At 71.6% G+C, this 22183-nt stretch carries 24 protein-coding genes and 3 pseudogenes; 17 read left to right on the top strand and 10 right to left on the bottom strand.

The window, feature by feature from the left end:
* Positions 1 to 84: 84 nt before the first annotated feature.
* Together ABZV94_RS15360 and ABZV94_RS15355 are read right to left on the bottom strand one after the other, a co-directional pair.
* Positions 85 to 246 carry a hypothetical protein gene (locus ABZV94_RS15360; RefSeq protein WP_181412046.1) on the bottom strand — a complete coding sequence of 54 codons (162 nt, stop codon included), beginning with the start codon at positions 244 to 246 and terminating at the stop codon, positions 85 to 87.
* A 25-nt stretch (positions 247 to 271) separates the two neighbouring features.
* Positions 272 to 694: an Hsp20/alpha crystallin family protein gene (locus ABZV94_RS15355; RefSeq protein WP_024127661.1), complete on the bottom strand. Its 423-nt coding sequence runs from the start codon at positions 692 to 694 to the stop codon at positions 272 to 274.
* Between the two features lie 228 nt (positions 695 to 922).
* Between ABZV94_RS15355 and ABZV94_RS15350 the strand changes: the two genes are divergently transcribed.
* The 3 genes from ABZV94_RS15350 (at position 923) to ABZV94_RS15340 (ending at position 2463) form a co-directional block, all read left to right on the top strand.
* Positions 923 to 1510, top strand: a complete 588-nt coding sequence (locus tag ABZV94_RS15350) for a DUF308 domain-containing protein (RefSeq protein WP_356340718.1) — start codon at positions 923 to 925, stop codon at positions 1508 to 1510.
* Between the two features lie 78 nt (positions 1511 to 1588).
* The gene (locus tag ABZV94_RS15345; RefSeq protein ID WP_356340717.1) at positions 1589 to 1954 is read left to right on the top strand and encodes a hypothetical protein; all 366 of its coding nucleotides are present in this window, start codon (positions 1589 to 1591) and stop codon (positions 1952 to 1954) included.
* A gap of 86 nt (positions 1955 to 2040) precedes the next feature.
* Positions 2041 to 2463, top strand: a complete 423-nt coding sequence (locus ABZV94_RS15340) for an Hsp20/alpha crystallin family protein (RefSeq protein WP_024127664.1) — start codon at positions 2041 to 2043, stop codon at positions 2461 to 2463.
* 1835 nt (positions 2464 to 4298) lie between these two features.
* Here ABZV94_RS15340 and ABZV94_RS15335 read toward each other — a convergent pair.
* Positions 4299 to 4649 carry an FkbM family methyltransferase gene (locus tag ABZV94_RS15335; protein ID WP_024127666.1) on the bottom strand — a complete coding sequence of 117 codons (351 nt, stop codon included), beginning with the start codon at positions 4647 to 4649 and terminating at the stop codon, positions 4299 to 4301.
* 323 nt (positions 4650 to 4972) lie between these two features.
* On the opposite strand from ABZV94_RS15335, the gene ABZV94_RS15330 reads away from it, so the two are divergent.
* The gene (locus ABZV94_RS15330) at positions 4973 to 7141 is read left to right on the top strand and encodes a hypothetical protein (protein ID WP_356340715.1); all 2169 of its coding nucleotides are present in this window, start codon (positions 4973 to 4975) and stop codon (positions 7139 to 7141) included.
* An 84-nt stretch (positions 7142 to 7225) separates the two neighbouring features.
* Here ABZV94_RS15330 and ABZV94_RS15325 read toward each other — a convergent pair whose 3' ends face one another.
* On the bottom strand, positions 7226 to 7978 hold the full coding sequence (locus ABZV94_RS15325; RefSeq protein ID WP_356340714.1) for a sporulation protein: 753 nt from the start codon (positions 7976 to 7978) through the stop codon (positions 7226 to 7228).
* Positions 7979 to 8022: 44 nt separating this feature from the next.
* Complete coding sequence (locus ABZV94_RS15320) at positions 8023 to 8610, bottom strand: hypothetical protein (protein ID WP_258404866.1); 588 nt, start codon at positions 8608 to 8610, stop codon at positions 8023 to 8025.
* Positions 8611 to 8927: 317 nt separating this feature from the next.
* Between ABZV94_RS15320 and ABZV94_RS15315 the strand changes: the two genes are divergently transcribed.
* From ABZV94_RS15315 to ABZV94_RS15305, 3 genes and pseudogenes are all read left to right on the top strand, one after another.
* Positions 8928 to 10694 (top strand): asparagine synthetase B, encoded by a 1767-nt coding sequence (locus ABZV94_RS15315; protein ID WP_024127671.1) that lies wholly within the window; start codon positions 8928 to 8930, stop codon positions 10692 to 10694.
* A 28-nt stretch (positions 10695 to 10722) separates the two neighbouring features.
* A complete protein-coding gene (locus tag ABZV94_RS15310; RefSeq protein ID WP_024127672.1) occupies positions 10723 to 11163 on the top strand; it encodes an NUDIX domain-containing protein in 441 nt (146 codons plus the stop codon).
* Positions 11164 to 11228: 65 nt separating this feature from the next.
* A pseudogene (locus ABZV94_RS15305) lies at positions 11229 to 12543 on the top strand (UDP-glucose/GDP-mannose dehydrogenase family protein).
* Here the strand turns inward: ABZV94_RS15305 and ABZV94_RS15300 are convergent.
* Together ABZV94_RS15300 and ABZV94_RS15295 are read right to left on the bottom strand one after the other, a co-directional pair.
* The gene (locus ABZV94_RS15300) at positions 12519 to 12971 is read right to left on the bottom strand and encodes a restriction endonuclease (RefSeq protein WP_356340722.1); all 453 of its coding nucleotides are present in this window, start codon (positions 12969 to 12971) and stop codon (positions 12519 to 12521) included. The pseudogene ABZV94_RS15305 and the gene ABZV94_RS15300 overlap by 25 nt on opposite strands.
* Before the next feature lie 622 nt (positions 12972 to 13593).
* Complete coding sequence (locus ABZV94_RS15295; RefSeq protein ID WP_024127674.1) at positions 13594 to 13806, bottom strand: helix-turn-helix domain-containing protein; 213 nt, start codon at positions 13804 to 13806, stop codon at positions 13594 to 13596.
* Positions 13807 to 13941: 135 nt separating this feature from the next.
* On the opposite strand from ABZV94_RS15295, the gene ABZV94_RS15290 reads away from it, so the two are divergent.
* The 8 genes and pseudogenes from ABZV94_RS15290 to ABZV94_RS15255 all read left to right on the top strand — a co-directional run bounded on the left by ABZV94_RS15290 (position 13942) and on the right by ABZV94_RS15255 (position 17768).
* Positions 13942 to 14262, top strand: coding sequence for a DUF6087 family protein (locus tag ABZV94_RS15290; protein WP_356340712.1), 321 nt, complete (start codon positions 13942 to 13944; stop codon positions 14260 to 14262).
* Positions 14263 to 14358: 96 nt separating this feature from the next.
* A complete protein-coding gene (locus ABZV94_RS15285; protein ID WP_258404867.1) occupies positions 14359 to 14490 on the top strand; it encodes a hypothetical protein in 132 nt (43 codons plus the stop codon).
* Positions 14487 to 14633, top strand: a complete 147-nt coding sequence (locus ABZV94_RS15280; RefSeq protein WP_181412048.1) for a hypothetical protein — start codon at positions 14487 to 14489, stop codon at positions 14631 to 14633. The genes ABZV94_RS15285 and ABZV94_RS15280 overlap by 4 nt, the downstream gene beginning before the upstream one ends.
* A gap of 120 nt (positions 14634 to 14753) precedes the next feature.
* Positions 14754 to 15092, top strand: a pseudogene (locus tag ABZV94_RS15275) (competence protein CoiA family protein); the annotation flags it as partial.
* A 478-nt stretch (positions 15093 to 15570) separates the two neighbouring features.
* Positions 15571 to 15933 (top strand): hypothetical protein, encoded by a 363-nt coding sequence (locus ABZV94_RS15270; RefSeq protein WP_258404868.1) that lies wholly within the window; start codon positions 15571 to 15573, stop codon positions 15931 to 15933.
* Between the two features lie 150 nt (positions 15934 to 16083).
* Complete coding sequence (locus ABZV94_RS15265; protein ID WP_356340711.1) at positions 16084 to 16302, top strand: hypothetical protein; 219 nt, start codon at positions 16084 to 16086, stop codon at positions 16300 to 16302.
* 177 nt (positions 16303 to 16479) lie between these two features.
* Positions 16480 to 16695: pseudogene (locus ABZV94_RS15260) on the top strand (carbonic anhydrase); the annotation flags it as partial.
* Between the two features lie 827 nt (positions 16696 to 17522).
* Positions 17523 to 17768 carry a hypothetical protein gene (locus ABZV94_RS15255; RefSeq protein ID WP_024127680.1) on the top strand — a complete coding sequence of 82 codons (246 nt, stop codon included), beginning with the start codon at positions 17523 to 17525 and terminating at the stop codon, positions 17766 to 17768.
* 63 nt (positions 17769 to 17831) lie between these two features.
* Here the strand turns inward: ABZV94_RS15255 and ABZV94_RS15250 are convergent, their stop codons facing one another.
* Positions 17832 to 18527 (bottom strand): hypothetical protein, encoded by a 696-nt coding sequence (locus ABZV94_RS15250; RefSeq protein WP_024127682.1) that lies wholly within the window; start codon positions 18525 to 18527, stop codon positions 17832 to 17834.
* A gap of 308 nt (positions 18528 to 18835) precedes the next feature.
* Here ABZV94_RS15250 and ABZV94_RS15245 point away from each other — a divergent pair, with 308 nt between their 5' ends.
* Positions 18836 to 19288, top strand: coding sequence for a hypothetical protein (locus tag ABZV94_RS15245; RefSeq protein WP_024127683.1), 453 nt, complete (start codon positions 18836 to 18838; stop codon positions 19286 to 19288).
* Between the two features lie 616 nt (positions 19289 to 19904).
* Positions 19905 to 20525 (top strand): nuclease-related domain-containing protein, encoded by a 621-nt coding sequence (locus tag ABZV94_RS15240; protein WP_356340721.1) that lies wholly within the window; start codon positions 19905 to 19907, stop codon positions 20523 to 20525.
* Positions 20526 to 20613: 88 nt separating this feature from the next.
* Here the strand turns inward: ABZV94_RS15240 and ABZV94_RS15235 are convergent, their stop codons facing one another.
* On the bottom strand, positions 20614 to 20916 hold the full coding sequence (locus ABZV94_RS15235; RefSeq protein ID WP_181412051.1) for a WhiB family transcriptional regulator: 303 nt from the start codon (positions 20914 to 20916) through the stop codon (positions 20614 to 20616).
* Between the two features lie 180 nt (positions 20917 to 21096).
* Positions 21097 to 22104, bottom strand: a complete 1008-nt coding sequence (locus ABZV94_RS15230) for a hypothetical protein (protein WP_024127686.1) — start codon at positions 22102 to 22104, stop codon at positions 21097 to 21099.
* Between the last annotated feature and the right edge of the window lie 79 nt (positions 22105 to 22183).

The following is a 22183-nucleotide window of genomic DNA, read 5'->3' as shown; positions in this document are numbered from 1 at the left end:
GGCGCCATAGGTCCTCGGTGAGAGGCCCCGCGCAGCAGGCGGACGATGCGATGCAGCCGAGAGCACGTCCAAGCACTCTGGTGGTCAGTGGTTGCCGAGGACGGTCCGCATCCGCTGGTAGCGGTCGAGGTCTTCGAAGGTGTCGCGGTCGGGCGGGCTGGGGTTGCGACGTCCGGTGCCCCAGGCCCAGATGCTGGCGGTGAGGCCGGCGGTGAGCGGTATGAGCAGCCACAGCAGGGCGCCCATGACTCCTCCTTTGGGGGCGGTTTGTTCAGGCGGTGAGCTGCTTGGGCGTGCCGCCGGATATGGCGATCTTGCGGGGCTTGGCGTGTGGGGCCAGCGGGATGCGCAGGGTGAGGACGCCGTTGTCGTAGGCGGCCTCGGCGGCTGCGGTGTCCAGGGCGTCGGACAGGGCCAGGCGCCGGGTGAACCGTCCGGTGGGGCGTTCGGTGAGCACGGTCCGGGCGCCGGCGGGGATGGGTGAGGGGCGCTCGGCGCTCAGGGTGAGGACGCCGCGTTCGGTGGCCAGTTCGATGCTGGAGCGGTCCATGCCCGGCAGATCGAACTGCACGTACAGGGCCTCGTCGTCGCGCCAGGCGTCTGCCGCAATGGCGGCCGCGGTCTGGTCGGCGGCGCGCGCCAGCTGGTGCACCAGCCGGTCAAGATCGTCCAGGGTGCCGGTACGCGCAAGCATGCCTGTTCTCCCTTCACTCGCTGGTCGCCCACCCCGGGCGGTTCGGGTCACCGGATATCTGCCGCTCATCCATATAGCCGACCGCAGGTTCCTTGACAAGTGAGCACTAGGTGAAGTTGACAGCATCCGACTCAATTTCATACTACGTGCAGTAAGCATTCGGTTGCGCCGACGCCCGGTTGCTCCGGCAAGGCTGGTCGGCGCGGACAGTCGGAAGGAGGGCTGCTAGTGACGGAGAGCAAGAGGACTGTCTTGCTGCTGGGGGCCCGCGGTGCCGCTGCGGTCGCCTTCGGCGCAGTGACGCTGATGTGGCCGCAGCTGACGGTGCTGGCCATGGCTTTGGTGTTCGGCGCGTACGCGCTGGTCGACGGCGCGATGCTCATGACGACGGCCTGGCGCCACCGGCGCGAGCGCCGGTCCGCACTGGCCTGCGCCGGTGCCGGCGCGCTGAGCGTGGTGGCCGCCGTGCTGACGGCCCTGTGGCCGGGACTGACGGCGCTGGCGCTGGTGGGCATGGCGGGCGCCTGGGCGATCATCACGGGCTGCCTGGAGCTGTGGGCGGCAACCCGGATGCGGCACGAGCTGGGACATGCGTGGCTGTGGCGCGTCTCTGCCGCCGTGTCGGTGGCGGCGGGCGTGCTGCTGTGGCTGCGCCCGGATGCCGGTGCGGTCGCCATCGCCCTGGTTCTGGGCCTGTACGCGCTGGTCGCGGGCGGCATCTGGCTGGCCGCGGCCTGGCGGGAGTACCGCACGCACGCCGATCCCGAATCGCGGTCGTGGCGGCGTCCGGCGTCCGGTGCCCGGATGGCCCACTGACAGGGCGTTGTCCAACCCGACCTGGGTGCATCGCGGGCCGGCGGCCCGCGATGCACCCAGGCGTGTAGCGGAAGGCAGGTGAGCATCGTGACGCGGCTGCATGTCGACGACGGCGATCTGGTGGTGCGTCTGCCCTGGCGGTGGGCGCTGGCGGCGCGGCGGCGCACCGTGCGGCTGCCGCTGAGGTTTGTGGACGAGGTCCGGGTGGAGCCGCACTGGTGGCGTGCGGTGCGCCCCCGCCCGGCCTCCCGGTACCGCTTCCGTCCGGGGCGCTGGTGCGTGGGCGAGATCGAGCACACCCGTGGCCGGGACTTCGTTGCTGTGCGCATGAACGGGCCGGTGCTCGTTGTGTCGACCGTCGGCCGCGGCACCCCATACGCCCGTCTGGCCCTGTCCACCCCTGACCCGCAAGGTGATGCCGCATGGCTGCAGCCCACAAGTTGAGCCAGTAGGTATCAACTTTCTGGCTGCGTGGTATATAAGGAGCAGAGCAAACGGCGTGCGAAACGACCTCCAAGGAGGGATGGAAGATGCTGATGCGTACGGATCCCTTCCGCGAGCTGGACCGGCTCGTCGAACGGGTCTGGGGCACAGCCGCACACCCGGCCGGCATGCCGATGGACGCCTGGCGCGAGGGCGAGACGTTCTTCGTGGAGCTGGACCTGCCGGGCGTGAACCCGGAGTCCATCGACCTCGATGTCGAGCGCAACGTCCTGACCGTGAAGGCCGAACGCAAGCCGGCGTACGGCGAGAACACCGAGACGGTGGTCACCGAGCGGCCCGCGGGGACGTTCAACCGGCAGCTGTTCCTCGGCGAGACCCTCGACACCGAGAAGATCGAAGCCTCCTACGAGGCAGGCGTGCTGAAGCTGCGGATCCCGGTCGCCGAGCAGGCCAAGCCCCGCAAGATCGCCATCAGCGGCGGCAGCGGCCGCAAGGAGCTGAGCGGCTGACGGCCACACCAGACACCGCTGAGGGCCCCGGGCTAAAGGAAGCCCGGGGCCCTCAGCCGTCCTGGAATCGAACGGTCGCCGCCTTCCTGACCGGGTTATGAGGACGAGCGGGTCGAAGGCTGGGAGGAACCTGGGTCGCCGGTCCCCGGCTGGGGATGACCCGCGGCGTGCAGCATCGGCGCGGAGTGCCGCTCGGGGCGCAGAGCACCCTCGGAGGGGACACGGCTTCGGGGCGCTTCGGCATCGCCTGACAGCGGCACGGGGCGACGGGCTACCAGGCGTCCGACCCAGCGCCGACCGCAGTGCGGCAAGAGCCGGATGCACCACCGCCCACTGCCAGGTCGGAACGGTGCACAGCTGCACACCGGTGGCGCCAGGAGCAGCATCGGCCTACGGCAGCAGGCAAGACACTCCTTGACTGGAACCGAGGTCCCGGTCGGTCCGTGCCGGTGACACGTCGTGGGCCGACCACCAGGACGCGGGCGGCGTGCTCGGGCGGCGAGCACCGCTACGGAGCGCCGGACGTCGTCCATCGCCTCGCGCAGCTCGGCCGACAGCTCCCGGGCACGGGCCGCGGTAAGTGCTGGCCGCGCCGGTTCGGTGCCGTGCTCGTGGTCCTCGTGCTCGCCCACGACTCCATCGCCCTCTGGAGGACGCGGCTCGACTGTCCCCGCTGAAGCACAAGAACCTCAATGTGCTGGGCCGCTAAGGCTTCGCCGCCTCCGTCCCGCCGAAGGGAGCCGGCGCCCGCTGCGCAACCCGGACGCTCACCACTCGACGACGACGAAGACGGAAACGGAGCGGAGGAAGACTGGCTCCGGCCTACAGTGCGCGCCCCCACGAACTCAACCGGCTTTGTGCTGGTCAGAGCTCCGAAGCGGGTACCGGGAGGCACCACGCTGCAAGGGGCCTTGACGCCTTCGCGTACCTGCTCGGCGGCCTTGCGGGCGCGGTAGGTGGCCGCGGCCTGCCGACAAGCCGGCCCGCAGTAGCGGGAGTCTCGGCGGTGGCCGTGGCCGAGGGCGAAGCGCTGGCCGCAGGACGGGCAGCGCACGACCTGCTCGGTCGGGCGGCCCAGGGTGTATGACAGGCCGATCTCGACGGCCTCCTCAAAGTGGCGGCGCCACCGCCGGGCAGCAACCTTGCACCGCGCGGAGCAAAATCGCCGGTCGCTGCGGGAACGTACCGGCAGCGGCTGGGAGCAGAAGATGTACGCGCAGCGGCGCACTTGCCCGGCCCTGCCTCAACCGTACGCCCGGCCGACTGGAGGAAAAGTCGCACCGGGACGCAGAAGCGGGACTGGTCGTTGACCAGCACGGACGGCACCACCGAGGTGCCGCGGGTGAAAGGCGGGAGCCGCGGACTGGCCGGTCTAGACCGAGGCGCAGGCCGGCGCTACCGGTTGCTGTGCGCCGCAACGCGGGCCAGGCGCCCGGCCGGAGGCCCGTCACCTCCTCCGTCCGGGCGGCTGGAGCGTACGGCGTGTGGTTCAGGGCTGGGGCGGCAGGGTGTCGGCGTCTGTGCGGGACAGAACGAGGTCGCTCCTCTCGGTGACGGGCCCGTTCCATCGAACCGCTGGCGCGGGTTTGGACAGGGCGGCTGGGTGGCTGGCCGCGGCGCGGTCGTTGGCGAGCCTGTAGGGGTTGAAGCTGTGCTCGCGTAAGGGGCCGAGGACTTCCTCGACGGCCTGGACCTGCTTGGCCAGCAGTTGGGGGTGACCTCGATGACCAGTTCGGCGTCGTCGCGCAGCCGAAGGGCGGGAGCGGGGGGAGCCCGCGTACGGCCGCGGCCGCGCCGCCTTCGACGTCGAGCTTGATCTGGCGGGCTGCAGCAAGCTAGGCCTCGGTGAGCAGCTGCGGGAGCGGCGCCCAGTCGGCGTCGATGGAGGCTTCCACGGTGCGCGGGAGGACGGCGGTGGAGCCGCCGAGGTTGGTGGAACGCTTCAGGTAGAAGGTCATCCGCCCCGTGGCGTCGGAGACGGCGGCGTTGATGGTGCGGACGTTGCCGCAACCGTTGGCCGCGAGGTTCGCCCCTAGCGTCCGGTGGAAGGCGGGGGACGGTTCGATGGCGATGACGCGGCCAGCGGGCTCGACGAGCCGGGAGGCCAGGACCGTGAAGTAGCGGGTGTGCGCGCCGACGAGTGCTCCGCCCGCCGCTCGACGTCCTGCCGCACGCCGTCGCGCCATTTGAAGTTGGGGACCACGACGGGTGGCCGGTTGGGGGCCGGTGTCCCTCGGCGGTGGTTGCCGGACGCCACGGCCACGCTGGAGTGCACGAGCACGACCTTGCGAGGGTCGCCGCCAGCAGGTGGTGGAGGAGGAAGCCGCCGAGCGGATAGGCGGCGTCCAGGGCCCGCTTGCGGGTTCCAGCCGGTCAGGGCACCGTCTGCGACCAGGCGGTCGAGCATCAGTCCGCCCACCGTGCCGGTGCCCGAGAGCTCGGTCGCGGCCAGGACCTCGGCAAGCGGTACGCGGCGGCCGTGCACGGGCGCGAGCGCGGCCAGGGAGCGGTGGCGAAGCCAGCCGAGCCGCGCGCCTGGCTCGACGAGCACCAGGGACCTGGCGGTCATCCGGCGATGGCCGGTTCGGCGTGCCCGGCGGTGAGCCGGGCGTACAGCCATCTGGGGTCGTTTGAGCTTGTCGAACCGGGCGGGGACGCGAGCGGCCTCGTGGGCGAAGGCGTCACCTTCGCGGGCCCCGGAGACGGCGAACTGCGCGAACTCGCCCTTGCCGCCAGTCGTCTGGGCGGCGATCTCGGCCGCCTCGGTGTCGTCCATGCCCGTACTCGGTTACGTGGGTGTCCCGGCCTACTGGAGGGTCCGCTGCCAGCGGAACGCCCGCGCATCTGCAGCCGGCGATCTATCGTTTGTTGCAGAGAGTTCAGTGGGGGCGACGTGGTGCGGGACACGAGACTGGTGCAGACCGCGGTCATCGGTGATGAACACTCCGATGTCCCGATCATCCTGCCGACAGAGGCGATCGAGCTCGACGTCTTCCGCCGCGCCCACCAGCAGGACACGTTCTGGTGCGGGCTGCTCCTAGGCGGCTGCGGGGGCCAGCTCGCCACCAAGCTCTACGTCGATCGCCAGTGTCACTTCCAGCACAATCCGCTGCCGAACGGCGCGCCGAACACCTGCCGACGGCCGTCCGTCGGCGAGTCCAGCGCGGACCACCTGTACGTGAAGTCGGCGATGTCGCGCTCGCTGCTCGAGTACGGCCGAGCCGCCCGGTTCGCCTTTCCGCCGCCGATCGGCTCCCTTGTCGACGTCGATCTGGAGGGCGGCCTGTCCCTGCGCATCCACATGGACAGCGCCGTGCGGCCAAACTGGGAGCGCCAGGGCGCGGTGATCCTCGGCCCCGGGGTGGTGCCGGATCCGGACGTGCTCGCGGGCTGCCCGTACGTCTACCGCGTCAGGTGCGACAGCAACGGAGCGGATCGCCGCGTATGGGTCGGAACCCAGAGCCTGGCCCGCCCCACCGAGTGGGTCCCGTTCAGCGAGTGCACGTGGACGGACGAGGGCCTACTCACCCCTGCCGCCGCCCGCATTCTGCGGGACCGCGCCTCCGCTGGCAGCCGGCCGGCCGCACGGCGGCCGTCTGCCAGCGGAGGCGCTCTGCCGGAGAGCGTGGTCACGTTCGTCCGCGGCCTGGAAGCGGCGCAGCGGACGGGGACAGTGGACCACGTGCGCCGGCTCTGCAACGGCAGCAGCGCCTTCCTGGACGGCCTGTCCTCCACGGCCCGGGCCGAGGCTGAGCGGGCCCTTCAGGAAGCGAAGGCGTGGCTGGCCACTCACGAGGAGTACCAGCGCCGCATCTTCAAAGACCTGGAGGCCGCGGTCCGTGAACGGCGGGCGTGGGATGTCCGCTCGGGGATTCAGCAGGCCGCGTCCCTGACCCGGCGGGGTGCCAGCGCCGAGGAGCACCGCATCCTGGCCGCGGCCCGCGCCTATTTGCGCGAGCACGACTACGCCGATCAGTCCCCGAACAAGGCGGCCTTGCGCAGGCAGGTACACCACCGGCCGGCCCAGGCCGCACCGAGGCCGGGGTCTGCCAAGAGCAAGAAACCGAACCGGGCGAAGGAGTCGGCAGCACGAGCGCGTGCCCTGCTGGAGCGGCTCGACCGCGAAGGCGACCTCCTGGCCGACGATGAGCTGGCGCAGCTGGTGGAGGAGCTGACGAGGGCGGCGAACATCGCAGGCCCCAACCTCAGGGACCCCGAACGCAAGCGGGTCGCCGGCTGGGGCCGCAAGGCGCGACAGCGACGCCCGGCGCGCACCCCGGCCCCTGAGCCCCGTGCCCGCACGAAGCCCACGGCGGCCGGGAAGCCGGAGAGCCCCGCGCGGGTGAAGCTCGACCCGCTGGCCGCCGCGGTCAAGACCATCCTGCAGAAGGCGGCAGCGACCGGCACGACGCTCACCTGGGCGCAGATTCGCGCCCAGCTCCCGCCGGGTCTGCCCGCCCTCGAGCGGAGCCAGCAAACCAGCGTGCTCATCGATGTGGACCGGAGCCGCGCGGGGACCGCGCCGTTGCTGTCCGCGCTGGTTACCGGGGCCGATCACGACATGCATCCGGCCTACCCCCGGATCGCGGCTGCTGCCGGCCGGCCGCGGCCGCGGGGAGACCTTGAAGCGGTGGCGCAGTGGGCCGTGGAGGTCTCCCGGTTCCAACGGGCGCAGTAGGAGCACCACCGGCGGCTCCCGCGCCCTCCCCGTGCTGCATGCGGTTCTGCCGGCCTTCGGGATCCGCCGGGCGCGGATGCCGGGTCAGGCCGCGATGCTCAGTTCGGTGCGGGCGCGGTGGAGGAAGTCGCGGACGGCCGGCTCGCGGCGCCATGCGGCGAGGGCGTCGGTGAACTCGCGGACGTAGTCCTTGGCGCGGCTGGACTGGACGCGGGCAAGGATGTCGACAGACCGGTTGCCGAGGTCGAGTCCGTGGTCGAGGTCGCGGGCCTGGAGGTGGGCGGTGCCGACGATGGCGAGCCGCATGCCGACAGAGCGGGTGAACACCCCGGTCGGCATGGCGGCGGCCTGCTGGTTCCAGGCGAGGGCGGCCTTGGGGTTCTTCAGGTCGCGGAAGACCTCAGCGGCGTCCGCGGACAGCCGGGCGTGGTGGTAGAAGTCGATCCACCCCGGCTCGTCACCGCCCCGGGCATCCGCCTGGCCGAGGAGGGTCTCGGAGGCGGCCAGCGCGCGGGAGGCCGCCTTGGGGTCGTTGTCGCGGGCATGGGCGCGGGCCTCGATGAGCTTGGTGAACGCCAGCACCCGCGCGTGTCCCTTGGCGCGTTCGAAGGCGCCCTGGGCCATGTCCACGGCTTCGGAGGCGAAGCCGCGCAGCAGGGATTGCATGGCCATGGTGGTCAGGACGTAGCAGCCGAGCTGAACGTCACGGCCGGCCCGGGCCAGGCGCAGGGCCTGGATGAAGTGGCGCTGGGCGGCGTCGTGCTGGCCGACGTCGAACGCGGTCCAGCCGGCCAGCCGGGAGAGCTCCGCGGTGACGGAGAACAGCTCGCGGCCCACCGCGTCGGAGAACGAGCCGCGCAGGAGCGGGGCGGCGCGTTCGGTCAGGCAGGCGGTGACGGAGTTGGCCTTCCAGTTCCCGCCGCCGTACTTGGAGTCCCAGCGGCGGGCCTCGTCGGCGGCGTCCCGCAGCTCGTCGAGGTCGGCGCGGCCGACCTGCTGGCCGCCGGCGTGGTCGGCGGCCTCGTTGGCGGGGGTGACAGCCAGCGGGTGACCGGGGTGGTGAACGCGGACACGGCGAAGCCGGATCCGGTGAGGAAGTCGCGGCGGTTCACGCTGCTCCAGAACGAGGTGGCTACCCGGACCGCATCCGCGCGGTCCCGGGGGAAATCCAACCCCACATCAGCATCCGGTGTCTCGGCCTCGCCCATACCGATGTCGCTGAGATCCACGGGGCGGCCGAGCCGTTCGCCGATCGCCTGCGCGAGGAGGTTGGGCACGGGCCACTTCGGGATCATGCCGCGCTGGCACCAGTTCGCGATGGAGGTGTGCGAGTAGTCGGTCTCCATCCCGGCCTGATGGGCGAGCTGGTTGACTCGCAGGGGCAGGGACTTCTTGCTCGCGCCGCAGGCTTCGATGAGCCGGGCCAGGTCCGCGTTGGGCGGACGGCTCCGGCGGGCGGTCGAGGCCACCGTGTCCCCCTTCTCGACCAGGTGCTGAAGGTGCCCACACGACGAACGGCGTGCCCGGCCTGATTGCGCAGCCGGGCAGGTCAATTCCCGGCGAGCACCAAGCCGTACGCCTCGCGCATGCCTGGCAACCGAGGGTATTGCCTCCCGGGGTCGCATCGAACCGCTTCTGCGAGTTGTGAGCCCCCTTGTGAGCCCTCCCCGGTCCGGCGCCCGGACGGTGAGATGGGGGCACGGCCGCCGCCGGGCCGGGGAGGAAGCCCTCCGGCGGCGGCCGTCGCCAGGCACCACGACGACTTCACGCTCGGGGGTGAACCAGGATGTGCGGAATCGCTGGACTGGCCGGAGGAGACGCCGCCCGGCACGAGAGCACGATCGCCGCCATGGGCGCCGCGCAGCGCTACCGCGGCCCGGACGGCACGATGCACGCCGCCACGAGGGACGGCCGGGCGGTGCTGGCCATGAACACGCTCCTGATCGTCGACCCGTACGCTTACTCCGGCCCGTACACCGATCCGGGCACCGGGCTGGTGCTGGCCTTCAACGGGGAGATCTACAACTGGCGCCGGCAGGCCGCCGCCTGCGGCATCGAGATCGGCGAGCGCGAGTCGGACGCCCACTTCCTGCTGCGCGCCTGGGCCAGGATCGGCCCCCCCTGCCTGGACGGGCTCGACGGCATGTTCGCCCTGGCCGTCTACGACCCGCGTACCGCGAAGCTGTTCCTGGCGCGCGACCGGCTGGGGGAGAAGCCGCTGTACTGGCGGCTGGACGGCGGCCGCCTCGCGTTCGCCTCCGAGGTCACCACCCTGACCGGGTACGGCCCGGCGCCGCTGGTCTTACGGCCCGAGGTCACCGCGATCGAGACGCCGGTCGGCGTCGACACCCCCTTCCAGGGCATCCAGCTGCTCGCCCCGGCCACGCTGCTGACCTTCGACGTGCCCACCGGCAGCGTCGATCAGATGACGTGGTGGCACCTGGAGGACCGCGCCCCGTACACCGGCACCTACCGCGAGGCCCTGGCGAAGTTCTCCACCGTCCTGACCGAGCAGATCCCGCTGCGCGTGCCGGCCTGCGACTTCGCGCTGCTGCTGTCGGGCGGTCTGGACTCCGCCGTCCTCGCGTACCTGATGCGGCCGCCGGTGTGCGTCACCGTGCGCTACCCGGGCCAGGACCGCCTGGACGAGTCGGACACCGCTGCGGTGATCGCCCGGGACATCGGCGCCGAGCTGGTGGTGGTCGAACCGGACCCGGCCGACTTCACCGGGGCCCTGCCGCACATGGTGCGGGCCCTGGACTACCCGATGGGCAACGCCTCCACCTTCTCGGAGCACATGGCCTACCGGAAGATCGCCGACCTGGGCCTGCGTGTGGTGGTCGGAGGGCTCGGGCCGGACGAGTTCCTCATGGGCTACGTCCGCCAGGCCCTCGTCCTCTTCGGCCCGGAGAAGGTGCTCGCCGCCGGCCTTCAGGCGTACCGGCCGCTGGCTGGCAAGCTCCTGCACCCGGCCGGTGCGCCGCTCGCTCCGGCGGAGGCGGTGACCCGCTTGGTGCTGCGTGGACCCGACCCCGAGGGCCGGATCCGCGACCTGGTCGCCGACGCGTTCGCCCGGGCCGGCGGCGACCTCGCCCGCGGGCTCACCCTCGCCGACCTGGCCACGGCCTGGCGGCCGCTGGTGATGACCAGCGACAAGCTCGCCTCCGCCTACGCCCTGGAGCGCCGCTCCCCGTACCTGGCCCGCGACCTGGTCGAGCTGTCCTACCGGCTCCCCGCCTCCTACAAGATCACCGACCCGGCGCAGGGCAAGCGGATCCTGCGAGACGCCGCCAAGGCCCTTGGCCTGCCCCGCGAGGTCTGGGCGAGCCGGGACAAGCTCGGCTTCGCCAGTCCCGTCCCGGCCTGGCTCAACGGCCAGCTCGCGGCCTGGGCCGACGCGGCGATCAAGACCGCGCTCGCCGACGCCCCGCCCGCCTGGCGGCCGCTACTGGAGACCGGGCTCGCCCCCGGCGGCCGGTTCGACCGCACCCGCATGCAGGCCCTGATGGCCGCCGCCTGGTTCTCCGACCAGATCCTCAGGACAGCAGCATGACGATTCTCGCGGTCACTACCGTGTCGGCATGCACTCCGACACCACCGACGTCCAGGGGCCGGCCACCGCCCGCGGAGCCGTCGCCATCATCACCAACCGCCGCGGCGAGCTGCTGATGCACCTGCGCGACGACCTGCCCGGCGTCATCGCCTGGCCGAACCACTGGAGCCTGCTGGGCGGCGGCTGCGACCCCGGCGAAGCCCCGGCCGCCACGATCGTCCGCGAGCTCGACGAGGAAGCCGGCCTCGAACCCCGCGACCTCACCGAGCTGTTCGAGATCCGCGACACCCGCGGCTCCGGGCAGCTGATCACGTTCTTCGCCGCCTGCTGGGACGGCGACGAGACGCAACTGCCGCTCGCCGAAGGCGTCAAGCTCCAGTTCTTCGCCCCCGAACACCTCGACATCCTCACGATCCCGCCGTTCATCCGGGCCGGGATCCACCGCCACCTGGCCGCCCGGCCCTCCTGACCCCCCGCACCGTGGGGGCAGGGTGGGGTCGCGTGGGCGGCCCCACCCGAAGGGACGACCCGCCCATGAAGATGACCGTCATCGGATGCGGCTACCTCGGCGCCACCCACGCGGCCTGCATGGCCGAACTCGGCCACCAGGTCCTCGGCATGGACTTGGACATCGACAAGGTCCACACCCTGTCCACCGGCCGGGCCCCCTTCTACGAACGGGACCTCGACGACCTCCTCGCCCAGCACACCGCCTCCGGCCAGCTGCGGTTCACCGCATCCTTCGCCGAGGCCGCCGACTTCGCCGACCTGCACTTCATCGGCGTCGGCACCCCGCAGCAGCCCGACGGCTCCTACGACCTCACCCACCTCTTCGACGCTGTCCGCCAGCTGGCCCCGCACCTGACCCGGCCGACGGTCGTCGCGGTCAAGTCCACCGTCCCCGTCGGCACCGCGCCCCGCGTCGCCGAACTGCTCCACGAGCTCGCACCGGCAGGCGACCTGGTCGAGATCGCGTGGAACCCGGAGTTCCTGCGCGAGTCCTTCGCCATCGAGGACACCCTGCGCCCCGACCGGCTCGTCCTCGGCTTCGGCCCCGGCCGCTCCCGCGCCGAGACCGTGATGCGGGAGGCGTTCGAGAAGATCATCGACGCCGGTACGCCGACGATCGTCACCGACTGGGCCACCGCCGAGCTCGCCAAGGGCGCCGCGAACTCCTTCCTCGCCACCAAGATCTCCTTCGTCAACGCGATGGCCGAGGTCTGCGAAGCCTCCGGCGCCGACGTCGGCGAACTCGCCGACATCCTCGGCCACGACCACCGCATCGGCCGCCGCGGCATGCGCCCCGGGCTCGGGTTCGGCGGCGGCTGCCTGCCCAAGGACTTGCGCGGGTTCATCGCCCGCGCCGACGAGCTCGACGCCGGCCAGGCCGCCGGGATTCTGCGCGAAGCCGACGCCGTCAACGCCCGCCGCCGCGAGCGCGTCGCCGCCCTGGCCCGCCAGGAGCTCGGCGGCGACGTGCGGGGCAAGCGGATCACCGTCTGGGGCGCCGCTTTCAAGCCCGAGACCGACGACATCCGCGACTCGCCCGCCCTCGCCGTCGCCCAGGCCCTGCACGACCTCGGCGCCTGTGTCACCGTCACCGACCCCAAGGCCCTCGACAACGCCCGCAAGCTCCACCCCGCCCTCGACTACGCCGACGACCCGATCGCCGCCGCGCAGGACGCCGACCTGCTGCTGCACCTGACCGAGTGGTCCCTACCGGCACATCGACCCCGCCCGCCTCGCCTCCCGCGTCGCCAGCCCGAAGGTGATCGACGCCCGCGGCACCCTGAGCGCCGGCGACTGGCGCGGCGCGGGGTGGATCTACCGCGCCCTCGGCAGGCCCTGACGGCCCGAGGCCGGCACCCCGGCGACGGCCTGGGCAGACCCCGGCCGCCGCCGGCGCCGCTGTCCGGGCAGCCGCCGGGCGGGCTTGACCCCTTCCAGCAGCTTCCACAGCGGCCGGCCCTCGGCGGCCCACAGCTCCAGCCGGCCACGGTCGATCAGGTGGACGCCGTACGTCTCGCTCCGCTCCACCGCTGGCAGGGTGAACCGGCCGTTGGTGATGATGACCGCGAACTGGGCCCCGTGGACCGTTTTCGCCGTGCCGGCGAGCCGCTGCAGGACCTCCACCCCGATGGCCTTGCCCTCCCAGCCATCCCGCTTGTGCTTGCACTGAACGACCCAGATCCGGCCATCAGCGTCGACACCACGTACGTCGCAGCCGTCATCGTGTGCTCCGCCGACCTGCTCGGCTTCGAACCCGTCGCGGCGCATGAGATCCCGCACCGCGAACTCGAAGTCGCGGTGGTGCAGAGCATCGATTTTCTCCAGCGGGATCCGCACGCCCCGGGCCCGCCGCTCCTCCCACCGGCGGCGCTGGTCGCCGGCCAGGCCCCAGACGGCCAGCAGCATGAACACCACCTGCGGCACGACGGCATAGATCCCCCAGTGCTCGTTCAGCCAGGCTCCCAGCCAGAGCCCGAACCCGACCACCGCTGCGAGGGCGGCCACTGCCGCGCCGATCAGCACCCCACCGCGTAGTTCCTCACGCGAGACCCACCGTTCCAGCCCGGCAGGATCGCGACCCGAATCCGGGGAGTCCAGGTCAGGGTCCGGCCCTCCATCCGGAACCGCGGTGCGCCGGGTTAAGCCGGCGGGCGCATCGCCGTCCTCCGACCGTTCGCCGCCATGCTCCTTGTCCTCAACCATCTGCACTCCTCCACGAGTTGACATCACAGGCCAGGCGGCAACTCCACCACAGGGCACCGACATCACGTGTCGGCCTCGGCCCACCAGCCGGGCGACGCTGACCGAGAGCACCGCCTTCTGCCCGGTGGCCTGACGACCGTGCCCTACCCCTCTGCCGTGGCCGGAGGAACTCGAGGTGGCGGAACCGTCAGGACTCCGGACGGCGCGGAGCGCCGCCGCGCGAGCGGAACGTGGTCCCTGCGTCTTCGAGCAGGCGGTGCATGCCGTCGTACGAGCGGCTCGTCTCCTCGGCCAGGGCCCGGATGCTTGCCCCGGCGTCGTACTTCTTCTTCAGATCGGCGGCGAGCTTGTCGCGGTCCGCGCCGGGCGCTAGCCGGCGGGCCGGCGTCTTCCTGGACATGAGATTCCTCCCTGCAAGGGCGGGCGTTGCCCTCATGATCGCGTGAGGAGGAGGCGTCGGTCACCGATTCGGCGAAGACCATGCCTTGGCCTGCGAGGTTGGCGGCGCGGAGCGCGCTTGCGCCACCATGCCCCGATGAACGAGGAACCGCTGGAGGAGTGGGCACGGCGGCGCGAGGAGCGCCGGGCCGCCGCGAAGGGCAGGCTGCGGGCGGTGCCGCTTACCGAGGGCAGGAATCGAGCGGCGCACGTCGAGCCGGACGCTCCCCGGGTCATTCAGGAGTGGAACGGCAGCGAGTGGGAGGCGATCGGCGTCGTCGAGAGCCTGGACGCTGCGAAGGCCCTGCTGTATCCGCCGCAGCCGGTGACGGAGAAGCCCGCCGAGTGGGACCGCCCCGCGCTCGGCCCGGGCAGGGGGCGGCACCGTCGTACGGCCCCGACAGAGGAAGGCCGCTGAGAGCCCGCACCGAAGCGATGCTGCCAAGCTCGAGGACCGCCGTGTGGAACCTCGCCTCCGACTGATCCGGCCGCCCGACCTTCGTGAAGGAGACGCATGTCCCTCATCCCTCCCCAGATCCAGGTCGACACCTGCAATGTCCAGACCGTGTCCATCACCGGGGACGACGTCGCCGCCTTGCTCACCGCCGCCGGCCAGTGGGTCGCCGAGCATGAGGGGTGTGCGTGACGTCGGTCAACCTCGTGCCCTTCTACCTGTGCCCGGACCTGTGCGAACCGGCCGACGACCAGCCCGGCGTCCGCCTCGACCTCACCATCGACGTTTCCGGCCGCCACCGCTTTCAGTCGCCAAACGGATCATCGACGTCCTGACCAGGAGGAGCCGTGGGCTTCACCGCACAGCACGATGGGCGGGGCCGACTGGATGCCGCCCAGCCCGACCTTGGCTGCAGATGGACGTGGGAGGCAGTCCACCGTGCCCGCCCCCGCGTGATGATGGTCTGTCCGGAGTGCGCGCACCCAATGCACGCGAAGGTCTCCCGGTACGGCCTGCGGTTCTTCGCCCACGACCCCGGCGCTCCCACCTGCGCGCTGGCCGGTGAGTCCATGGAGCATCATCTGTTGAAGCTGGAGTTGGCCACCGCCGTGCGCGCGGCCGGGTACCACGCCGAGCTCGAGGTCCGCGGCCCTGACGGTGCCTGGCGGGCCGACGTCATGGCGTCCTCGCCGGATGGCAGCCTGCGGATGGCGTGGGAGGCGCAGCTGTCCCCGATCACCGTGGACGAGATCAGCGAGCGCACGGCGCGGTTCGCGGCGGACGGTGTACGGGTGTGCTGGGTCGCCACCAAGCTCCGGCCCTGGGTCGGCGAAGTGCCCTCCATCCATGTCCGGCCACCCAGCGACGACGAGCCGAACTGGATCGTGGCCGGTGGGCTGGCCCGCTTCACCGTGGCCAGGTGCGAAGAGCACGTGCTGTGCCGCTCCATCGGCCGCGGTGAGTGGTACGAGACGACAGCCGACCTGCGGCCCTTCACTGCCTGGGCGCTCACTGGTCGCGCCGTCCCCCACCGGTTACCGGGCTGGCTGCACGCCTGGACCGGCGTGTGGACCGCACCGCAGTACATCACCGTCGCCACCGCCTATCAGCAGGCCCACGACCGCGCCGTCGCCGCGTTCGAGGAACAGCAGCGGCTGCGGGAGGACGAGCAGCGCCGCCGCCGGGAAGCGGCGTCCCGAGCACGGCGGGCCCGGCGGCCCGTCGCTCCGGCGGCCCCGCCCCCCATCCGAGCCAGCGGACCGACAGCCGACCGTGCCGCAGCAGGCCAGCCTTACCGCTCCGCGCCCCGAGCCGGTGTGGCAGGTCAACCTCCCCAGCCGGGAACGCGAACACCTCCACGCCGCCGCCCTGGCCGAGGCCCGCCTCCTGCTCGGCGTCAACGCCGAACTGCGGTACCGCGACGGCGACCGCCGCTGGGCCTTGGGCACAGCCCTGTACGTGGGCGACCGCCCCTACGCCGTACTGCGGCCCCGTCCCCAGTTCGTCAACTGGGAGCAGCTCAAGGGACTGCTCATCTTCGTCCGCAACCTCGACGAACTGCGCATCCTCGGCCGCACGGCACCCGACGGCACCCGCATCATCATCCTGCCCGAGCAAGAGCCCCCTACCGGGTGAAGCAGCCGAGGGCCTGATCTGATTCTCTCGGGGCAGGCGAGGCCGGTGTCGTCCGTTCGCCCAAAGCTCGTTGGACGGGTTTGTTATGCCCTGAAGCTGGCGGGTTTCCACGTCGTCGATGAGGCGGACGACGCCGCGACGGGGCTGAGGGTGAGCGAGACGCCTGCGGGCGTGCTGGTGAGCTGGACGACGTCGCACGGGTTCACGGCGCTGGCGGCCGATCAGCGTGGGGCGTCCAGCGACGGAATGCGGGTGGCGGTGCAGGCCGCGGTGGCGGGCCTGCTGGTCCAGTGCGGACACACGGTCGTGGAGACGCCGGACGGGAACGGCATCGTGGTGCTGGCGGACGGGCAGGCGGCCGGTGCATGAGCGCCTGCCCAGGTCGCACCCGTTCACAGCTGCCGGCCAGCAGCGTCTCCGCTGGGGTCGTCGGCCACCGGCCGAACGGCCCTCGCCTGGCCTGGGCCCGTCGGCTGCCAGCACACCGCGGCCCTTCGTGCGGTGCGGCGACCGGATTACGCGTCCTCTCCTCCGCGCCGGGCCTGCGCCGCCCGCGCCGCCGGACGCGAGAAGCCCGAGGAGATCCTGGCCGAGCACATCGAGCACACCGTGGACCTGCTGCTGGAGCGCTCCCGCGTCCTGGCCGACGCGGTGGCCGACGGCCGGACCGCCGTGGTGGGCCTGTCCTACCGGCTGGCCGACGGCAGCGCCCAGCTCGTTGCCGCCCGCGGCCTCGACGTCGTGGCTTCCACCGCGTCCTGACCGCCCCCCACCAGAAGATCGCGAATCCAGCCCGCGGCCGCGCCGACCCGGCAGGGCCGCGGGCTGCCACGCGCGGGCGAACAGGACAACGGTCGTCTCCATGACTTGACTAGTGAATGGCGCGGCACACCGTGGTGGGCCCACCGGTCCGGCCCGCCACCAGTCCACCAACCGGCACGCGGGGCAGGCAACGGCGCTCGGCAGCACGAAGGCCCTGACCGCTCGGGGATGATCAGGGCCTCGTACGCCGCGGGGGAAGCTGACGCGGCCCCGAAGCCAGAGCGCGGTCGAAGGGCCGCGGACTGCACCGGCACGACGTGGGGGCGTCCAGACCAGTACACGCGTCACCCTCTCATCACCACCCCGGCCTTGGAGACACGCTTCGCGGCAACACGAAGCGGTTCCCCCGACTGGGCGTCCTGACGGCGCTCCGGGCGACCGCTCGCGGCCGGGGCAGGCAGGCCTTCGCCGTGGCCGACGAACCGGCCAGTGCACTCGATGCCGATGAGGGCGGCGTCGCGTCGGGCGCGGCCGCGGTGAAGGCCAGGCGCAGCCGCTGGTCGATGGCCGTGCCGACGGCGCCGGCCTCGGCGCCGACGCCGGGCGGCGGGAAGGGGCGTCCGGGCCGGACAGCGCGGTACTGCCCGTCGAGTCACGGTCCCCCACAGCCTCATCGGCTCGCAGCTCACCGCGTCCACCAGGGGAGACAAGGTGTGAGGCCTCACAGGGGCACAGGGCTGTGGCTGCGTGACACCTGCGGCCACCGGGGTCTGGCAGGCTGAGGGTCGCGGGGAGCTGGCGCGTCTCGCCGAAGGAAGGGGGCCCGGGTGGCGGGGATCGAACGTGAGCCGGCGGAGGTGCGGATACCCAAGGACGCCCTGGACGCCTTCGCCGCAGCGCTGAGCGTGCGCACCGCGGCAGTGCGGACCTGGGCCGACGGCATTGAGTGGATGTACGCCATGGGGACGTGGGAGCAGCCGCCCCTGGAGGTGGCCCTCATGCCCGGCGGCGAGGAGGTATGGCTGCGGATGTCCACCGACCGCTCCAGCGTCGCCGTGTGGACCATCCAGTAGTGGTGGGACTTCGCCGGGCAACTGCCCGGCGTGACGCCGTCGCAGGACTGAGCCGCGGAGGGTTCAGCCCTTCGCGATGATCCGGCTGATGCCGAACGGGACTTCCTCCGCCAGGTCGAACAGCGGCTCCAGGACGCCGTTGTACACCGGGTCGGTGTGAGGCGGGCAGTGCTCGGTCAGCAGACAGCCGGCGGCTTCCTCCTTGGTGCGGGGGTGGGCCGCTTCCTCGTCTGCGGCGATCTCCACGACGAGGTCGATCGCGTCGTCCACCCGGTCGCGCACCTGGGCCCACCGCTGTGCTGTGCGCGTGCGCTCGTCGAGGAGGTCGGGGTCACGCACCGGTACAAGGTCGGCCACAGGCACCGACAGCGCCTCGTGCAGCAGCCCCAGCGTCGGCTCCTGGCACAGCTCCTCCACCGTGTCGGGCGACAAGGGCGGCTTCGCCTCCGCGACGCGCTGCAGCACGGTGACGCCCAGGACGACCGCCGCGGCCGTGTATCGCCACGCGATGAGTGCCACATGCCGCTCGTACGCGGTCGCGCCGCTCGCGATCTCCTGGATGGCCTGCCCGTAGAACGGGAGCGTCGTGTGCGCCTCGTGCATGTCGGCCACGTCGCCTCCGCTTTGGAGTCGGTCCCACATGGAGCTCGCCGACTGCAACTCGTACCGCGCGGTCAAGAGCGCCGCGTTCAGCGACCGCAGCGCCCCCAACTCGATCACCGCCAGCGGGCCGCGCTCATCGAACCGTGGAAACCGCATCGCCACTCCCCACCCCGGGTCCGGACCTGTCCCCGGAACGCTACCCGGCGCGGCGGTAAGTGCGCGCCAAGGACGTCTCCGAGGAGGGGTAGAGCAACGGCGCCCTGGCTCGCGCGGATGTTCCTCGCCCCCGCATACGCGTCGCCGGCCACGTGGATACGGGTGGATACGGCGGTGGCTCCGATCGGAAAGGGCACCCCGCAGCTGCATGCGGGGTGAGGCCGTTCAGAGATCACTCGGCGACAGGCCGCATCGGCACCGGACCGGCTCCCCTAGCCGTCAACCGCCAGCGGACGTAGTGTCCGTTTATGGGCGACATTATCCGCCCGGAGCCGGCCCAGCGCTGCCTGTGGTGCGGCCAGCAGCTCGGTGAGGGCTCTCCCCACCGGCGCTACTGCTCGCGGCCGCGTCTGTGCCGGGACAAGGCGTACCGAAACCGGCGCCGAGCGCGCGGGCTGGCCCGCGAGAGGGGTGTGCTGGCCAGCGCCGGGTACGAACTCGATCAGCAACTGCAGGCACTGCGCGAAGTGTTGCTGCGAGCGGTCTTGCAGGAAGACGCGTGGCGTGGCGTGTTCGCCGCCGCGGCCGCGGGCCTTGAAGCACGCACGACGGAGTTGGTACGCGTGTGTGTCCTCGAGGAGCGCGCTGCCGGCACGTCCTGGGAGGAGATCGGCGAGCCCTTCGGGATCAGTGCCGACGCCGCCCGCAAGCGCTGGGGCCACTGGCGGCTCCTCGCCCCCGACGAGCTGCCCGGCCTCTAGCAGGTCCGCTTCGGCCAGACCGGCTGGGTCAAAGCATGCCATTGGCGATCACAGCCGCCTCCATGGCAGACCGTTCGTCGATCCGGTGACGGAGCGGCGTCCAGGTCCTCGCCGGCGGCGATGAGTGCGGGTCAAGGCACGCAGTGCCAGCTGCTGCAGTCGCTCGCCCGCCTCCCCGCCTGATGACGCTTAAAGGTTGCTCTTCAAGCTCCCTGTGTGTAATATTTTAAGCGTCATTAGGGGGTTGTTGGGGCGGCTGCGGCTTCTCCCGGTGGCCGCAGCGCCGTGAGGAACGCTTCACCGGAACCGGCCCGGCGGGCGGCATGTGGCGCTGAATCCGTCCACAGCCATCACGGTCTACGGTCCTGCGACCCCCAATCCCTCAGTAGCGGAGAAGAACGACGCCTTGATCGCGAAGAGCCGACGCCGCCGGAACGTAGCGGGCGCCAGCGCCCAGGCGATGGCCGCACGACAGAGGGCAGTTGAACGTGCTCGGCAGCATCGTCGAGCGCGGTGGATCCTGCCGGCTGCCGGTGTGGGCGCCGGAGTTGCCGGCTGCTTGGCGGCGGAGGTCACGGGCTCGTTCGCGTTCGCTGGTGCCCTCGGCTGCGTGTTCATGATCGTTGCGCTCCGACACGTCTATCGCGGCAAAGGCAGCTCCTGGGCAAAGGGCGCCGCCGGGGAGCGCAGAACCGCCCGGATCCTCGCACCGCTGACATGGTTCGGGTTCTACGCAGTCCTGCACGATCGGGCGGTGCCCCGAAGTCGGGCAAATCTGGATCATGTGCTGATCGGCAGGCGAGGGCTGGTCTACATCGATACCAAGAACTGGATGTCCGAGCGCGTCCGTATCCGCGTCGACAGCCGCGGCAGGCTCTGGTGCGGCAACTACTGCAAGCAGAATGAGGTGGACACGGTCCGGTGGGAGGCTGGCCATGTCGCTGCCGCACTGGGCTGGCCCGCGCTCGCCGTCATCGCGGTGCACGGAGCGATCGTTCCGGGCAGCGTCGTGCAGCTTGATGGCGTCACCGTGGTGCAGGCTTCCCACCTGCGCCGGTACCTGCGGCGGCTCCCCAAGGCTCCCGGCTGGAACCGCGCGATGGTGCGCGAGACCGCGAGGGTTGCCGACCGGCGGCTGAAGCCGGCAGCGGCTACTGAGGGGCCGTCGTCTGTCTCACAGCGGCGGCGGAATGGCTATCGCCGCCCCCCGGCCCGCAGGCCGCGCGGCAGGCGGTGATCCCGCGCACGGGCCTGGCCATCACGAGCGCCCTGCACGCCCTGCAGATAGCGGTTCAGTGCGGCGAGGACGATGCTGCGGCCCCGTGTCACCCGGCCGCATTCCCTCGGAAGGTGCTGAGAGGTGCCTGGCGTTCATACTCCGTGCGGGCTGCCTCCAGCAGCGTCCGCCACGACGTCACCGTCGGGCGCCGCCGCAGGAGGGCGCGCCGTTCCCGCTCCGTCATGCCGCCCCAGACACCATGGTCGATGCGGTGATCGAGAGCCTGGGCGAGGCACTCGATCCGCACTGGGCATCCGGTGCAGATGGCCTTGGCGCGGTTTTGAGCCGCGCCGTCGACGAACAGGTCATCGGGGTCCGCGGTCCGGCATGCCGCTCGCGCAGTCCACATCTCCGAATCCTCTTCGTCCACCCGATGCCGTCCTCTCCCCAGCCCGACCCACCTTGCCCCCGTGCACGCGCTGTTCAGCAACGGTATGGCAGGCCGAGAGGGCGCGAAGCGTGGTGATCCAGCAGCACCTCGATCGGGTGAAGGGTCCTTGACGGCTGCGCCCTGTGTCCTGCACGCAGCTCAGCCAGTGGCCGAGCCATCAGGGATCGACGGAAGCGAGGCGTTACCTGTCACCTTGCTGATGCGCCGCTGGATTGCCTCGAAGACTTCGGTGCGTTCCGGTGTGATCTTGTACTGGAAGCGGTCGTAGCGAAGCTGCAGCGTGGCGGTCCGGTCCAGGGCCTGGAGAAGGACCAGGCCGAGGCTTCCTCCGGGGGACAGGTCGCGGTGCCCTCGTAGCTCCAGCGGCAGACCGTGGTCGGGATCGGTCAGGGCCTGCACCAGCTCGGCCCGGCGCAGAGCGGTGTCAGAGTCGTAGTCCAGCTCCAGCACCCACCACTCCCCAAGCCTGGACTCGTGGCCGGTTACGACCTGAGGGGTAGCGACCGTGTGCAGAAGTCCGAGGCGGCGCAGGAGCCCGCTGGGGAGCCAGGCCGCGTCTCGCCAGATCGACTCATACACGAGGGGCTGGCGGTCGTCTTCCCACCGCCTCTCGTAGCCGGTCCACGTGTCGCCGGCCAGCCAGCAGGCCTCCCCGCCGTTCTCGTGTACCCGCGCGACGAGGGCGGCTTCAGCCCGCTCGAAGGCACGCCGGGAGGGGCCGGTGAGCCTGAGGCTGGTCGGCTGGCCGAGCCGGCGCAGCTCGACACTGTGTGTGGTTCGCGCGTGGACACGCAGGCCATTGATCCCGTAGATCTCGTCCCTCCCGTCCCCCATGGGCATGCGGCAGGGCAGCAACCCGGACAGCAGACTGTCGAGGCTGGCGTTGCTGTCCAACTGCAGCCCCAGGCTGTCCGCGGAGGGTTCCACGTACCTGATGCCGAAGGGGTACTCGAAGAAGCGTCGCTGACAGCTGAGGACCTGGTAGAACACCTCGGACTCGAGCAAGAGCTGCGCAGGCTCAGCTGGGGCCGGGATGAGTGGCCCAGCCGGCGTCAGGGCGGCGACGACGTTGCTCGCGAGCTGACGCGGTGCTCCCGTGTAGAGGGCGTACGTTCGGGCCCGGCTGCTGCTCTGGCTGACCGACATCGGAGGATGCACCTTTCGCTCGGCTCCGTCGGCCCTCGGAGCGTGAGGAAGAGGTACTGCGTTCGGCGCAACAGTTAGG

This window comes from Streptomyces sp. NPDC004658 (assembly GCF_040609555.1).
Lineage (GTDB): Bacteria > Actinomycetota > Actinomycetes > Streptomycetales > Streptomycetaceae > Streptomyces.
The sequence above is the reverse complement of the archived record's forward strand: the minus strand, read 5'-3'. Positions and strand labels throughout refer to the sequence as shown.